Annotated in this window: 14 protein-coding genes, 1 tRNA gene and 1 pseudogene; 10 read left to right on the top strand and 6 right to left on the bottom strand. The window is 35.3% G+C overall.

All coding sequences use genetic code 11. The features are described from left to right. Positions 1 to 402: 402 nt before the first annotated feature. The 3 genes from QW060_RS18720 to QW060_RS18730 all read left to right on the top strand — a co-directional run bounded on the left by QW060_RS18720 (position 403) and on the right by QW060_RS18730 (position 2212). Positions 403 to 1002, top strand: coding sequence for a CDP-alcohol phosphatidyltransferase family protein (locus QW060_RS18720; protein WP_290361989.1), 600 nt, complete (start codon positions 403 to 405; stop codon positions 1000 to 1002). Between the two features lie 71 nt (positions 1003 to 1073). Continuing rightward, positions 1074 to 1643 carry a DUF4256 domain-containing protein gene (locus tag QW060_RS18725; RefSeq protein ID WP_290361990.1) on the top strand — a complete coding sequence of 190 codons (570 nt, stop codon included), beginning with the start codon at positions 1074 to 1076 and terminating at the stop codon, positions 1641 to 1643. 20 nt (positions 1644 to 1663) lie between these two features. Next, positions 1664 to 2212 (top strand): YdeI/OmpD-associated family protein, encoded by a 549-nt coding sequence (locus tag QW060_RS18730; protein WP_290364915.1) that lies wholly within the window; start codon positions 1664 to 1666, stop codon positions 2210 to 2212. Here QW060_RS18730 and QW060_RS18735 read toward each other — a convergent pair. Further along, entirely contained in the window at positions 2136 to 2612 is a 477-nt protein-coding gene (locus tag QW060_RS18735) for a TolC family protein (RefSeq protein WP_290364916.1), read from the bottom strand. The two genes, QW060_RS18730 and QW060_RS18735, sit on opposite strands and share 77 nt — an antisense overlap. Before the next feature lie 11 nt (positions 2613 to 2623). Continuing rightward, entirely contained in the window at positions 2624 to 3223 is a 600-nt protein-coding gene (locus QW060_RS18740; protein WP_290364043.1) for a TetR/AcrR family transcriptional regulator, read from the bottom strand. Positions 3224 to 3359: 136 nt separating this feature from the next. On the opposite strand from QW060_RS18740, the gene QW060_RS18745 reads away from it, so the two are divergent. Both QW060_RS18745 and QW060_RS18750 read left to right on the top strand, forming a co-directional pair. Continuing rightward, positions 3360 to 4334: a polyprenyl synthetase family protein gene (locus tag QW060_RS18745; protein ID WP_290364042.1), complete on the top strand. Its 975-nt coding sequence runs from the start codon at positions 3360 to 3362 to the stop codon at positions 4332 to 4334. Then, positions 4334 to 4678, top strand: coding sequence for a hypothetical protein (locus QW060_RS18750; protein ID WP_290364041.1), 345 nt, complete (start codon positions 4334 to 4336; stop codon positions 4676 to 4678). The genes QW060_RS18745 and QW060_RS18750 overlap by 1 nt, the downstream gene beginning before the upstream one ends. Here QW060_RS18750 and QW060_RS18755 read toward each other — a convergent pair. Further along, complete coding sequence (locus tag QW060_RS18755; RefSeq protein ID WP_290364040.1) at positions 4659 to 5225, bottom strand: hypothetical protein; 567 nt, start codon at positions 5223 to 5225, stop codon at positions 4659 to 4661. The two genes, QW060_RS18750 and QW060_RS18755, sit on opposite strands and share 20 nt — an antisense overlap. Positions 5226 to 5691: 466 nt before the next feature. On the opposite strand from QW060_RS18755, the pseudogene QW060_RS18760 reads away from it, so the two are divergent. From QW060_RS18760 to QW060_RS18770, 3 genes and pseudogenes are all read left to right on the top strand, one after another. Further along, positions 5692 to 8453, top strand: a pseudogene (locus tag QW060_RS18760) (2-oxoglutarate dehydrogenase E1 component). A gap of 32 nt (positions 8454 to 8485) precedes the next feature. Beyond that, entirely contained in the window at positions 8486 to 9733 is a 1248-nt protein-coding gene (gene odhB, locus QW060_RS18765; RefSeq protein WP_290364038.1) for a 2-oxoglutarate dehydrogenase complex dihydrolipoyllysine-residue succinyltransferase, read from the top strand. Between the two features lie 213 nt (positions 9734 to 9946). Then, complete coding sequence (locus QW060_RS18770; protein ID WP_290364037.1) at positions 9947 to 10813, top strand: cupin-like domain-containing protein; 867 nt, start codon at positions 9947 to 9949, stop codon at positions 10811 to 10813. A 71-nt stretch (positions 10814 to 10884) separates the two neighbouring features. On the opposite strand, the gene QW060_RS18775 is transcribed toward QW060_RS18770, so the two are convergent. From QW060_RS18775 to rbfA, 3 genes are all read right to left on the bottom strand, one after another. Next, positions 10885 to 11889 (bottom strand): hypothetical protein, encoded by a 1005-nt coding sequence (locus tag QW060_RS18775; protein ID WP_290364036.1) that lies wholly within the window; start codon positions 11887 to 11889, stop codon positions 10885 to 10887. Positions 11890 to 11970: 81 nt separating this feature from the next. After that, positions 11971 to 13176: an ABC transporter permease gene (locus QW060_RS18780; RefSeq protein WP_290364035.1), complete on the bottom strand. Its 1206-nt coding sequence runs from the start codon at positions 13174 to 13176 to the stop codon at positions 11971 to 11973. Between the two features lie 3 nt (positions 13177 to 13179). Further along, positions 13180 to 13572, bottom strand: coding sequence for a 30S ribosome-binding factor RbfA (gene rbfA, locus QW060_RS18785; RefSeq protein ID WP_290364034.1), 393 nt, complete (start codon positions 13570 to 13572; stop codon positions 13180 to 13182). 64 nt (positions 13573 to 13636) lie between these two features. Here rbfA and mce point away from each other — a divergent pair, with 64 nt between their 5' ends. Next, positions 13637 to 14038, top strand: coding sequence for a methylmalonyl-CoA epimerase (gene mce, locus QW060_RS18790; protein WP_290364033.1), 402 nt, complete (start codon positions 13637 to 13639; stop codon positions 14036 to 14038). A 78-nt stretch (positions 14039 to 14116) separates the two neighbouring features. After that, positions 14117 to 14190, top strand: a tRNA-Ile gene (locus QW060_RS18795). Positions 14191 to 14517 lie beyond the last annotated feature (327 nt).

The following is a 14517-nucleotide window of genomic DNA, read 5'->3' on the forward strand; positions in this document are numbered from 1 at the left end:
TCATTAACAAAATTAGAACTTTTTCATAATAAAGTTTTTAGATATTAGTTAAAGATAAATCAAAATAGAGAAGAGGTAATTTGACATTACTTCATCTGTTTTTTTTGTTGACATGTGTTTCGGGTTTTGTAAAAGTATAAAATATTAACATAAAATAAAATATAAAATGTTAAAGTTTATTAATTGAATGCTTTAGTGTTTTTGTTTATAGGTGGTGTTCCTATATTTTATAAGTATAATGAGGATTTCTTCAACTGAATATTTTTTTAATAAAAAGTTAAAAATATATAAAAATGTTATTTTGGTAAATATGAAAAAGTTTGATTGAATTTGAAATTTAAGCAGACAAAATGAGTATTACTATTTTATGTATATTTGAGTACATCCAAAAAAACAGTATATATGAAAATCCCGCACCTGCTTATTCTTTTCCGGCTGTTATTGGCTCCGTTAATTATTTTTTTTGCTTATCAGCTTGGAGATGCTTCCAGAATTCTGATTTTAATATTAATGTTTCTGGGACTTATATCTGATATCTTTGACGGTATTATTGCGAGGAAGCAGCAAATATCAACCGTGGGGTTACGCCGTATGGACAGTCAGGTAGATATGGTATTTTGGCTTGCAATAGGTGTCAGTTGTTTTATACTCAATCCGGAACTCATGAAAATGCATAAAGCCGGTATTATTGCACTGCTTGGTATGGAGGCTCTATGTTATCTAATAAGCTTTATACGATTTGGAAAGGAAACCTGCACTCATGCTTTTCTATCTAAAATATGGGGTATTATATTGTTTATTGCCTGTGTTTCTCTAATCGGATTTGAATATGCAGGACTTCCGATGCAACTCATGATTTATTGGGGAATTTTCTCGCAGCTTGATGTTATTCTTATTGTCTTACTACTGCCTCAATGGCAGAATGACATTCCCAGTTCGTACCATGCCCGGCTTATCAGAAAAGGAATTCCTATTAAAAAGCATAAGTTGCTGAACGGGTAAGATGAGGTGCGTAAAATTTTTTGAAAAAAAGTACTCAAAACAAACATTTTTTATAACCAAAAATAATAAAGATGGCAAATAATCATCACAAGCAATTGTCTGCTGAGGAAACGACCCAAATTCTCAAAATTTTAAAAGCCCGTTTTAATCAAAACATGAATCGGCATGAAGAAATAAAATGGGCAGCAATACAGAGTAAACTTGAAACGAATACAGAGAAACTCTGGTCATTGAATGAAATGGAGAAAACGGGAGGTGAACCTGATGTTGTCCAATATGATAAAAAGTCGGATACCTATACCTTTATGGATTGTGCTGCTGAAAGCCCGAAAGGGCGCAGAAGTGTTTGCTTTGACCGTGAAGCACTGGATTCCAGAAAAGAGCACAAACCACATGACGATGCTATGAGTATGGCCGCTGCAATGGGTGTGCGTATGCTGACAGAACAGGAATATCGTCTATTGCAGTCAACAGGTGAAGTGGATTTAAAAACATCTAGCTGGATAGCAACTCCTGCTGCTATCAGAGAACTTGGAGGAGCTCTTTTTGCAGATCGCAGATACAATACGGTTTTTGTATATCACAACGGAGCTTCTTCTTATTACGCCGCAAGAGGATTTCGCTCAGCACTGGAAATTTAATATGTAAACAATATTATGTAATGGAAGCTATCTTTTTTGCCACTCCAAAAGAGTTTAGAGTATGGTTAGAAAACAATCATCTGAAAGAAACAGAATTAGTAGTTGGCTATTATAAAGTCAGTACCAAAAAAGAATCCATGACCTGGTCTGAATCCGTTGATGAAGCCTTGTGTTTCGGATGGATAGACGGGGTGCGGAAATCTATTGATGCAGCGCGTTATTGTATTCGTTTTACACCGAGAAAGAAAAACAGCATCTGGAGTGCTGTCAATATCAAAAAGGTAGAAGAACTTCGGAAAAATGGACGTATGCTGCCACAAGGTGAAAAAGCATTTGCTTTGAGAACAGAAGATAAATCGGGTATATATTCTCATGAAACCGAATCAGTGGCTTTGGCAGCACAATATGAAAATCAGTTTAAAAAAAATATATTGGCATGGGATTTTTTTAAGCAACAGCCGCCTTCTTATAGAAAGGTAATGGTACACTGGATTATGTCAGCAAAGCAAGAAAAAACGAGACAGTCAAGATTGGATCAATTACCTGCTCTTCTGTTAGTGTGTTATTAATCTGATAAAACTCTCTGGTAGTTCTGGCAGCCTTTAACCCTGTAAAAACGGCCTGATTAAAAATTTGCTGATCCAGATTAGCCGATGCAGTTGATTGCCAGGGCTGCCCGAACGGTACTAAAATTGTTGTACCTGGTTGTCCAAGAATATCTCCGGGTAAAGCACTTTTCTGGAGTATCGCATTGTATGTTAGATCCCCGGAAACAGTGATTTGGGGTAATGCCATAGCACGTACTTCAGCAATTTTATGCTCACTGTTTTGTATGTCGAGCTTTGCTTTGACAGCATCTGCTTTATTGGCCAAAGCGTATTCAATAGCATCTTTAAGACTCAGTTGCTCTTGAGCTTGCGCAAACACTCCTAACAATAGTGTGGCAAGAATGGTTAATTTGTATTTCATTGAATGGGACGTTATTTATTTAATATTTGCTCTAATTTTTTCAATCCTTTTTCAGTAACTATAGCTCTTAAATGATATTCCAGAAATTCTGCATCCACTTTTTCTAAGGGAAAAACCTCGACCGGAAAAAGCTTTTCATCGCATAGATTTGCCGTAGTCACAAAGAAAAACCTGCCTACCAATTCTATATCAATCTCTTTTCTGTAGTAGCCGGTTTCTAATCCTCTTCTTAAGTTTTCGAGGATAGTTTCATCGAATTGCTCATATCTTTTCTGATTTAATTTTTCCGTTACTTTAGGATAGTACTTAATGAGTTCGTACATCAAGCGGGTTTGCAATTCGGGGGACAAAATATTTTTAAAAGCCGACCTTACGTCAAAAAGCTCACTGATTACATCATCACTGTTTTCAATAATTTTTTCAACCTTTCCCAATGCCACATCATAAAAATATTCAACAGAGGCTTCTACCAAATCAGGTTTTGACTGATAATGCAGGTAGATTGTCTTCTTGGAAATCCCCATTTCTTTTGCTATATCATCCATTGTTACTGCTCTGAATCCTCTGTGGATGAACAATTCGGATGATTTTTGTAAAATCTGATTTTCCATTTTGTTTCTAATTTCGACTGCAAATGTAGTCAGGAAACTTTTAAAACCAAAAAAGTTTCCAAAGTTTTTTTAAAAAATTAACCAATTCGTAAAATTGGTTTACATTTGTCTTTCTTTTTAAATATAATAAAATCAAATGCGAACCATTTCAGGATATAAAGAGATAATAGCGGACTATATTGAAAATCTTCAAATAAATAAAAAACCCGATGAATTGTATGACCCGATAAAATATATTTTGTCTTTAGGTGGTAAACAGTTGCGTCCGGTACTAACCTTATTTGCAGCAGAGATTTTTGGAAGTGATTATCAAAAAGCCATTCATGCAGCAAGTGCTATTGAATTGTTTCATAATTTTTCTTTGATTCATGATGATATTATGGATGACGCACCTTTGAGAAGAGGGCATCAGACGGTACATGAAAAATGGAATGTGAACACAGGTATTCTTTCAGGGGATGCGATGTTGATTTTAGCCTATCAGTATTTTGAAAACTATGAACCAGTTATCTTTAAAGAATTGGCAAAGCTTTTCAGTAAAACAGCATTGGAAGTTTGTGAAGGACAGCAAATGGATATTAATTTTGAAGAGAGAAACGATGTGTCAATCGATGAGTATATTACCATGATTGAGTATAAGACGGCTGTTTTGGTTGGAGCAGCTTTGCAAATGGGGGCTATAGTTGCCGAAACATCTGAAGATAATAAGAAAAGAATCTATGATTTTGGCCGTTGGCTTGGCATTGCTTTTCAGCTACAGGATGATTATCTTGATGCTTTTGGGGATATGGCTACTTTTGGTAAAAAAATAGGAGGGGATATTCTGGAAAACAAGAAAACATATCTCTACCTCATGGCGTTGATAAAAGGAACTAAAGAGGAAAAAGAACGATTGTTGGAATTGTTTTCTGTAACTGATGTCCCTGAAGAAGAAAAAATAAGCATTGTGAAAAATATTTTTGAAAATACGAAAGCAACTGTAGAAATTCAGCAGCAAATTAAAGATTATACACAAAGAGCGTTAGAAGTTTTGGAAAGTTTAAACATAGAAAACACCCATAAAGAAGAGTTGCGAACATTTGCTCTTAATTTAATGGATCGCAAAGTGTAATGGAACAATCGGTTGCGTTTTTAAAAGAAAAATTAGTTGAACCTCACTTTATAAAACAGCTGATAGATCAGATAAATAAAGATTTTTACAGAGCAACACAAATAGAAGCTGTCCCTTTAGAAGCAACAGTTCATGAAATTGTTGTAAATGTAGAAATAGCTCTGAAAGAAATTATCCATAGAGATGCATCTAAAATCAGTACACTTCTTTATTTGGTTGATGTTCCTGAAATTGAAGTAGAGCAATATTTAAGTACTACTACCGAAAACTTACTTTCGGTAGTTACTTTTCTTATCCTCAAGAGAGAATTTCAGAAGGTTTATCTTAGAAATAAAATCTTATAAATGGCATCCATGCCTGATTATAAACAAAATTATCTTTATCATAAAGGATATTATAGCGTACACCAACTGTAAGTCCGTTCATAGAATATCCGGCTCCTAAAAAGATAGCGGTATTCCAGAAATTATCTTCCATTCGGTCTCTTCTCCATATGTCTGTATAATACACATCATAGGTATTGTTTACTCTTAACTGTTCAACTTCAGCAGAAAGTTGAATTTCAGGAATGGGATTATAGAGTCCGATAACATTAATTCCGTATGAGAGACTTTCGTAGTATCCTTTTGATTTTAAATAATTAAACTGTAATCCGGTACCTACTGCAAATTGGTTGTTAAATTGATAAATAGCACTGGGTGCGACCATCACATCTGCAAAACCGTCACCAAAACTCAGTCCAAGTCCTCCTCCAAAGCGAACATTTCTCCAAAAATAGTTTTTATAGCTGTTGTCGAAATCATAGTTTCGATCTTCATTTTGACTATTTGCGGTAACGCCAGATAATAGAAAACCGGTGGAAATTAAACACGAGAATAGGAGTTGTTTCATAAAAGAGTCGTTTTAAAAAGCTAAAATACTAAAATTGAATAGTAATCCTTCTTATTTGGATGCATAAAAGAATAATTTATGAATACATTAACCAAAAGATATCATTGTTTTTATCAGAAGAACAAGTGTAAATTTACTACAAATATTTAAATCGTTTTGTATTTGAGAAAAATAACTGTTTTGAGGATATTGTGTTGGATTTAAGCAAGTTTATGATGATTTGTAAACATCTTTTTTTACAAATCATGTAAAAAAAAAACCTTATATATACGTTCAGAGCTATAAATTCGGAGTAAAAAAGTGTAAAAAACAATATAACTGTTAAAAAAAGAGGATTTCATGTTTTGCTGGCTCTTAATTCTGAAAAATAATATAACAAAACTCAGTAAAAGATTGTTTAATTTTCATAAAGTATCGTATTTTTGTAGGAAAATTTTTTTAAACAAAAAGGTCTTTAGACAAAATTATGGATAGGTTTTCCTTTTTAAACGCGGCACATACCGCATTTTTCGCAGAATTATACGATCAGTACTTAGTAAGTCCTGACAGTGTAGAGCCAAGCTGGAGAAGTTTTTTTCAAGGGTTCGATTTTGCAAACGAATACAGTGATGGTTCAGGTTTTTCTGATAATAGTGCAGATAACGGATCTTCATCTCTGGCGATTCAAAATCTTCAAAAAGAGTTTGCAGTACTAAAGCTGATCGATGCATACCGTACAAGCGGACATCTGTTGACTAAAACAAATCCACTTAGAGAGCGAAATGTAACAGCACCGGATCTTTCGATTGAAAAATTCGGATTGTCTCAGGCAGATCTGAATACTAAATTTGATGCAGCCAAATCAATTCAGTTACCAACAAGTACACTACAGGAGATCATCAATCATCTGGATAAAGTTTACTGCGCTTCTACAGGAGTTGAGTTTGTGTACATACCAAATGATGAAAAAAGAAACTGGGTAGCAAAATATTTTGAATCAAAAGCTAACGGATTTGATGCCGAACAGCGTAAATATATTCTGGAAAAATTAGTAGAAGCAGCAGCTTTCGAGAATTTTTTTCAAACTAAATATGTAGGGCAAAAGCGTTTTTCTTTGGAAGGGCTTGAAGCTACAATTCCAGCATTAGATGCCATGATTGATGCAGCGGCGGATGCTGGAGTTGAAGATGTTGTATTAGGAATGGCTCACAGAGGGCGATTGAATGTATTGGCTAATATTTTTCAAAAACCGGCTCAAAACATCTTTACAGAATTTGATGGAAAAGATTATGCAGATGTATCTGATTCTTTTGATGGAGATGTAAAATATCATCTTGGATATACTTCTGAAAAAATAACTCATACAGGCAAAAAGTACAGCTAAACTTGGCGCCAAATCCGTCCCATCTCGAAACAGTTGGTGCTGTTTTGGAAGGAGTTGCCCGTGCTAAACAGGATAAATATTTTGCAGATCAGTTCTCAAAAGTATTGCCTGTCTGTTTGCATGGAGATGCCGCTATTGCCGGACAGGGAATTGTATATGAAATTGTACAGATGTCTAAACTTCGGGGATATCAGACTGCAGGAACAATACATGTAGTATTGAATAATCAGGTTGGATTTACAACCAGCAATAAAGATGCACGTTCAGGTGTATATTCTACAGACATTGCAAAAGTAGTGTCAGCTCCGGTGGTACACGTCAATGCTGATGATACAGAAGCTGCTGTCAGTGCTTTTCTGTTTGCCCTTGCTTACAGAATGGAGTTCAAAGAAGATGTATTCATCGATTTGGTAGGATACCGTAAATACGGACACAATGAAGGAGATGAACCACGTTTTACACAACCTATTCTATATAAATTGATTTCAAAGCATGAAAATGCACGAAATATATACAATGCAAGATTGCTTGAAGAAAAAGTGGTTACGCAGGATTATGTAAAAGGTTTGGAAGATAAATACAAGTCAATTCTTGAAGAAAATCTGGAAATAGCAAAAGCAAATCAAAAAGCAGTTGTTATTCCGTTTATGCAGAAAGAATGGCAGGGATATAATATCGCTGACAGCAAAAGAATGTTGCAGACTTTTGATACAAAAGTGTCAAGAGAATTGTTGGATGACGTTGCCGAAGTAATTACAAAATTACCGGAAGACAAAAAATACATCAGTAAAATAGCCCGTCTTATAGGTGATCGTTACAAGATGTATTTTGAAAATGATAAATTAGACTGGGCGATGGGTGAGCTGTTGGCTTACGGAACATTGATCTCAGAAGGGTATGATGTGCGTTTTTCAGGACAGGATGTTCAGAGAGGGACTTTTTCTCACCGCCACGCAGTAGTAAAATCAGAAGATACAGAAGATGAATACATTGCATTGAACCATTTAAAATCTCAAAATGGGCAGATGCGTATTTATAACTCTTTATTATCAGAATATGCGGTTTTAGGCTTTGAATACGGATATGCATTAGCAAATCCAAAAGCTTTGACTATATGGGAGGCTCAATTTGGAGATTTCTTCAACGGAGCTCAGATTATGGTAGATCAATATATTTCTGCTGGAGAAGATAAATGGGGAAATCAAAACGGATTGGTGATGTTATTGCCTCACGGTTATGAACATCAGGGAGCAGAACATTCATCTGCACGATTAGAGCGTTTTCTACAGTTGTGTTCTTCTCACAATATGTATATTGCTAACGCGACTACACCCGCAAATCATTTTCATTTATTGAGAAGACAGTTGGTTACTGATTTTAGAAAACCGTTGATCGTCTTTTCTCCAAAAAGCTTATTGCGCCACCCGGAAGCAACTTCTTCTATTGAAGATTTTACAAGTAAAGAATTCCAGATGGTGATAGATGATCCTAAAGTGGAGGATAAAAAATCAGTAAAAACACTGGTGTTTGTATCGGGTAAATTTTATTATGACTTACAGGCAGAAAAAGAAAAAGCAGGAAGAGAGGATATCGCTTTTGTTCGTTTAGAACAGTTATTTCCATTGCCTGTTGAGCAGTTAAAAGAAATAATTGCCTCTTATCCGAATGTGGATGATTATGTATGGGCTCAGGAAGAACCAAGAAATATGGGTGCTTACGGATTTATGTTGATGAATTTTGATTTGGTAAAATTGCGTCTGGCTTCTCCGGTTGCTGCTTCAGCTCCGGCTGCAGGTAGTTCGGTACGCTCAAAAGCACGTTATGCACATGCCATTGCTATGGTTTTTAATAAAGACTTAAAATAATAAATCTAATAACAATATTAAAAGAAATACAGATGAGTGTCTTAGAAATGAAAGTTCCATCACCAGGTGAATCAATTACAGAAGTAGAAATTGCAACCTGGTTAGTAAAAGACGGAGATTATGTAGAGAAAGATCAGGCGATTGCTGAAGTTGATTCTGATAAAGCTACGTTAGAATTGCCTGCAGAAGCAAGCGGGATTATTACTTTAAAAGCAGAAGAAGGGGATGCGGTTGCAGTCGGTCAGGTTGTTTGTTTGATTGATACAAGTGCTGCAAAACCATCTGGTGAGACAGATTCTGAGGCTCAGAAAGAAGAAAAGGCTGCTGAAGCACCTGCAAAAGAAGAAGCACCTAAAAAAGAAGAAGCACCTAAAAAAGAAGAGGCTCCTAAAACGGAAACGTATGCAACGGGAACTGCCTCTCCTGCAGCTAAGAAAATATTAGATGAAAAAAATATAGAGTCGGCATCTGTAAAAGGAACCGGTAAAGACGGTCGCGTAACTAAAGAAGACGCTATCAATGCAGTGCCTTCTATGGGAACACCAACAGGGGGACCAAGAGAGACAGAGCGTAAAAAAATGTCTATGTTGCGTAGAAAAGTAGCGGAACGTTTGGTAGAAGCAAAAAATACTACTGCAATGCTGACTACTTTTAATGAAGTAAATCTTACTGAGGTAAACAAGCTAAGAAGCGAATTTAAAGACGCATTTAAAGCTAAACACGGTGCTTCTTTAGGATTTATGTCTTTCTTTACAAAAGCGGTTACAAGAGCATTACAATTATTCCCGGATGTGAATTCAATGATTGACGGACAGGAACAGATTAAATTCGATTTTGCGGATATCTCTATTGCAGTTTCTGGACCAAAAGGTTTAATGGTACCTGTAGTACGCAATGCAGAATTACTTTCTTTCAGAGGAATAGAGGCTGAAATCAAGCGCTTGGCAACAAGAGCACGTGACGGACAGATTACTGTAGATGAAATGACAGGCGGAACGTTTACCATTACCAATGGTGGTGTATTTGGATCTATGTTATCTACTCCGATTATCAATCCTCCTCAATCAGGAATTCTTGGAATGCACAATATAATTGAGCGCCCGGTTGCTGTAAATGGTCAGATAGTAATTGCCCCGATGATGTATATTGCTTTATCATACGATCACAGAATCATTGACGGACGAGAGTCTGTAGGTTTCTTGGTGGCTGTAAAAGAAGCTTTAGAAAACCCTGCGGAATTATTGATGAATAACGATCCTAAAAAGGCATTGGAGTTATAATATAAAACGTATTATTATAAATACTTAAAGCGACGAAAGTAATTTCGTCGCTTTTTTTTAATTATTATTAAGGAAAGTAGAGTCTATATGCAAATAATAGGGCAACGTTACTATGTGTATTGATTATGGTATGCTTTTTGTTGTTATAATTATTTAGAATCATTATAAAATTGATTTACTTACCTACTATAATTTAACTTATCATTTTTAAATATGGCCTTTAAATATATAGAAATTGAGAGGGTTGAAAAACTTACCAAAAAAGAGTTTATCGAAAACTATTATAAGCCTCAAAAACCTGTAGTAATTACAAATCAGATCGAAGATTGGCCTGCTTTTTCAAAATGGAATTTCCAATTTCTAAGAGAAGTAGCAGGGGATAAGATCGTTCCGTTATATGATAGTAGGAAAACCGATTATACCAAAAAAGTAAACGAACCTGATTTCACAATGACGATGTCTGAATATATAGACATTCTGGAAAAAGGACCAACTGATTTGCGTATTTTCCTCTATAATCTGATGAAAGATGTACCTTCATTGAAATCTGATATGAAATGGCCGCAATTAGGGCTGAGATTGATAAAAAGTCTGCCTCTGGTTTTCTTTGGTGGTCAGGATGCTAAAGTTTTTATGCATTATGATATTGATTTTCCGAATATTTTCCACATTCATTTTGAGGGAGAAAAGCAATGCGTCCTTGTTGATCCAAAGGAAACTAAATATATGTACAGGCTTCCTTATTCATGGATTTGCAATGAGGACATTGATTTTGATAATCCTGACTTTGAAAAATTTCCGGCACTTAAAATGATTAAGCCTTATATCACTAAGTTACAGCATGGAGAAATGTTATACATGCCTGAGGGTTGGTGGCATTATATGAAATATCTGACACCCGGATTTTCATTGAGTTTACGCTCACTTGCCGGAAGACCGGCTAATCTGCTTAGAGGATTGGCTAATGTAGCTGTTATCCGTTATTATGATAACTGGATGCGTAAGAGAAAGGGACAATCCTGGCTTGATTATAAAGATGCTGAATCCATTCGCAGGACGAATGAACTGATGAATAAATAAAAACAACAGAGGCTGTCACGATATATCGGGCAGCCTCTGTTGTTATATATAAATTTTGTATCCTTTGCGGATTATCGTTTTAGATTTTTCAAACTCATAGGACGGATTGTTTTAATGTTCTTAATCTCGTTTCTGTTGATTTTGATAAAATTTCTTTTGTTGCTAACTGATTTTGCAGGTCTGTTTTGTTGGTTTTGCTGTGTTAAATCAATTCCGGCATTTCCATTAAAAGTAACTACTAAAGTGTTGCCCCCAAAGGCTGTGTTTGCTGAAAATGCTACAGTCCCTGCCTGTTCATCAATAGAAGTATATTTTATGGTGCCTGTTGCTAAAACATTTTCAAATTGTTCTGTTCCAGCTGCAGCGACAACTATTCCTTCTAAAGTTGAGTTAGTCGCAGTAGGTATTTCAAACGTAGCACCACCTTCATTATTAACGATTTCTGCAGGTGTGTCAAAACGGTAAACAGCTGCTACTGTTAACTGGCTTAAATCATTGTTGTCTATCGTATACGATTCCCAAACAGCAACAACATCCGTTTGTGTTTCATCTGTATAATAAACCCCTACAAAATCAAGGATATGGTAGTTGGCAACATATTCATTACCGTTTAAAACAACATTACCTTCTCCTGGCTCAATATCAATAATCGGACCTCCCGGTTCTTCCGGACCTTCTCCTGTTACAATTAATTGTCTTGGGGCACTGTCAGCAGCACCTTGTAATTTTGCTACAACAGTATAGGTACCATTTGCAGTAGGCTTATAGTATCTGCCCTGAATAGGTGCGTTATTTACATAATATGTAGCCAAATCGGTTACATTTCCTCCATTAAGAAAAGAAGTGAATTCTACAGTTGAACCCAATGCAATTTCATATGAACTGATGTGTAGTACCAGCTGATCTGGTGCAGGTTCTACTATTGGGTCATTATCCGTAGGGATAATTGGATTTCCATTTGAATCTACCGGATAGGTCAATTTAGCGTCATCGTCATTACAAGCTGTAAATACAGTCAGCGATAACATCAATACAGATAGAAAAGTAAAAATTTTTTTCATGTGAAATTTCTCCATTAATTTAAAAGAAACTAAAGTATTATTAAAATTTCATTAATACAAGTACTTTAATGAATTTTCTTTACTTATTAACTGTTATTACTGATGAAGGAATTTTTTATTAATTCTGCTGGAGGCCAATAGGGAAGCAAAGAAGCCTAAAATAAAGAGTGTACTTAGAACTACTATTATATTGTATTGTCTTATTTTTACGGGATAGGGCAGATTATCAGAGATATATATGATAGGATAATGCTGTTGTATATAAGTGATGAACAGTCCTAATATCAAGCCAAAAATAGCACCGCCAATAGCGAGTATCAAACCCTGAAAAAGAAAAATATTTTTAATGGAGCGAATAGATAATCCTAAGTCTGAAAGGGTTTTTAAATGAGGTTGTTTTTCCAGAATGATCATGATTAATGAGCCTGTCAGACAAAATAAGGTCACAATAATCACCAGTGTAAAGATAAGGTAAATAGCAAGGCTTTCTGTTTTGAGCATTTTAAACAGACTTTCGTTTATCTGAGCTCTGTTTTTATACATAAGTTGGTCGCCAAAAATAGATTGCAATTCCTTAATTACTTTTTGTTCTTGTGCTGTTTCTTTTAACCTAAATTCAAGAGACGAATAACGATTGCTTTCCCAATTCAGCAAACTCTGTCCAACATGAATGTCAGTAAAAATATATTTAGCATCGGTTTCTATATTTCCCAAGCTATATATGCCTGATGTGTATAAAGGAATTTTGTTATAAGCTTCGTCTGGTGTAGAAATCATCCCTTCTCCGGGTTTCATCGCAAGGACTTCTAACAGATTATCATTGGAATACATCCCCATTGATAAAGATTCGGCTAAAAGATTTCCCACAACTGCCTGATTGGTGTGCGGCATAAGCCAGTTGCCTGCGGATATGGCGGTATTAATATCTGTGACGTCAGTATAAGTAGAATCAACAGCCTTGATAACGGCTACAACCTGTTTGTTGTTAAATGTAAATACAACCCGTTCTTCTACAACAGGCACGTGTGCTTCAATATCTTCAATCACTTCTAATCTGGAAAACTGATCCTTACTGACCAAAAAGGATTTTCCTTTTTCAGGTAATGCGATAAGATCCGGATCCATAGCATTTGTAAAGGATAGAGAATAATCTTCGAGTCCGCTGAAGACAGATGAAACGACAAACAAAGCCATGCTGCTGACAATAATTCCAAGAGCTGCGATTCTTGAAATTATATTAATTGCTTTGGTTTTGCTTTTACTAAAAGCATACCTTCTGGCTATGTAAAAAGTCGTGTTCAAGGATTATTTTTTCTTTCTTCGAATTAATAACTCTCTGTTTTCGATTGGGTTTTCTTCTCCTTTTAAGGCTGTATCAATTTTTTCAATGTAATCAAGACTGTCATCGATATAAAAACTCAGGTTAGGTACTTTTCGTAACTGATTCTTTACACGCTGTGCCAAATCATGTTTGATCAGCGGAGCATTTGACTGAATAGCTTTTAGTAATTCAGCTCCTTTATCAACCGGAAAAATACTTAAATATACTTTTGCAATGGACAAGTCCGTTGTTACAGAAACTTTTGATACTGAGATGATCAAGTTAGAAATACCGTTTTTTCGTACCTGTCCCTGAAGAATATCTACAAGATCTTCCTGCAATAAGGCACCCATTTTTTTTTGTCTGTTTGTTTCCATAGTGCAAAAATACAAATTTCATACTGATATCCTTATCTTTGTTTTTGTTATAAATATATTTAAAATGAAAAAAATAGAGCATATCGGTATTGCTGTAAAAAGTCTGGAAACTTCAAATCCTTTATTTGAAAAACTATTTGGAGCAGCTCCCTATAAAGAAGAAGAAGTAGCATCTGAAGGAGTGAAGACTTCTTTTTTTATGAACGGGCCTAACAAAATTGAATTGCTGGAAGCGACAAATGAAGAAAGTCCTATCGCTAAATTTATAGCGAAAAAGGGAGAAGGTATTCATCATATTGCTTTTGATGTAGAAGATATTATTGTTGAAATGGAACGGTTAAAAGGAGAAGGATTTATTATTTTAAACGATATTCCTAAAAAAGGTGCTGATAATAAATTAGTTGCATTTTTACACCCTAAAACCACTAATGGTGTCCTGATAGAACTGTGTCAGGAAATCAGATAAAAATCAAAAAAACTTTAAAAAAGCCTTGCGAATTCAGAATTTCTACTGTAATATTGCACTCGCTAACGATAAGTAGCCGGTCCTATAGCTCAGTTGGTTAGAGCACCTGACTCATAATCAGGTGGTCCCTGGTTCGAGCCCAGGTGGGACCACACCTTAAAACCCTTGTATATCAAGGGTTTTCTTGTTTTTATACTTTTCCTTTTTTATATTTACAACTCATTTACTACCATAAAAAGTAACTTTTTGCAACAAAAATGCAAGTGAAATGCAAGTAGATTTTATATAAAAAATGAAAATGCAACTGAACTATGACTATCAAATTCCTTTTAAAAAAATCGGATTCTAATGAATTTGTTTTCCTATCATAATAAAGGTTTCACATACTCAGATAAGAAGAGAACGTGAAATTGGTCGTGCATTGCTTAGTGATTGGGATGTGAAAACAAGTTTGTATTTAGAAACTCATCCTGAATATC

Source organism: Paenimyroides ceti, assembly GCF_030409925.1.

What these genes read in the sequence shown, in the direction of transcription:
- QW060_RS18720 (WP_290361989.1), top strand. Translation starts at nt 403, where the DNA reads ATGAAAATCCCGCACCTGCTTATTCTTTTCCGGCTGTTATTGGCTCCG.
- QW060_RS18725 (WP_290361990.1), top strand. Translation starts at nt 1,074, where the DNA reads ATGGCAAATAATCATCACAAGCAATTGTCTGCTGAGGAAACGACCCAA.
- QW060_RS18730 (WP_290364915.1), top strand. Translation starts at nt 1,664, where the DNA reads ATGGAAGCTATCTTTTTTGCCACTCCAAAAGAGTTTAGAGTATGGTTA.
- QW060_RS18735 (WP_290364916.1), bottom strand. Translation starts at nt 2,612, where the DNA reads ATGAAATACAAATTAACCATTCTTGCCACACTATTGTTAGGAGTGTTT.
- QW060_RS18740 (WP_290364043.1), bottom strand. Translation starts at nt 3,223, where the DNA reads ATGGAAAATCAGATTTTACAAAAATCATCCGAATTGTTCATCCACAGA.
- QW060_RS18745 (WP_290364042.1), top strand. Translation starts at nt 3,360, where the DNA reads ATGCGAACCATTTCAGGATATAAAGAGATAATAGCGGACTATATTGAA.
- QW060_RS18750 (WP_290364041.1), top strand. Translation starts at nt 4,334, where the DNA reads ATGGAACAATCGGTTGCGTTTTTAAAAGAAAAATTAGTTGAACCTCAC.
- QW060_RS18755 (WP_290364040.1), bottom strand. Translation starts at nt 5,225, where the DNA reads ATGAAACAACTCCTATTCTCGTGTTTAATTTCCACCGGTTTTCTATTA.
- odhB (WP_290364038.1), top strand. Translation starts at nt 8,486, where the DNA reads ATGAGTGTCTTAGAAATGAAAGTTCCATCACCAGGTGAATCAATTACA.
- QW060_RS18770 (WP_290364037.1), top strand. Translation starts at nt 9,947, where the DNA reads ATGGCCTTTAAATATATAGAAATTGAGAGGGTTGAAAAACTTACCAAA.
- QW060_RS18775 (WP_290364036.1), bottom strand. Translation starts at nt 11,889, where the DNA reads ATGGAGAAATTTCACATGAAAAAAATTTTTACTTTTCTATCTGTATTG.
- rbfA (WP_290364034.1), bottom strand. Translation starts at nt 13,572, where the DNA reads ATGGAAACAAACAGACAAAAAAAAATGGGTGCCTTATTGCAGGAAGAT.
- mce (WP_290364033.1), top strand. Translation starts at nt 13,637, where the DNA reads ATGAAAAAAATAGAGCATATCGGTATTGCTGTAAAAAGTCTGGAAACT.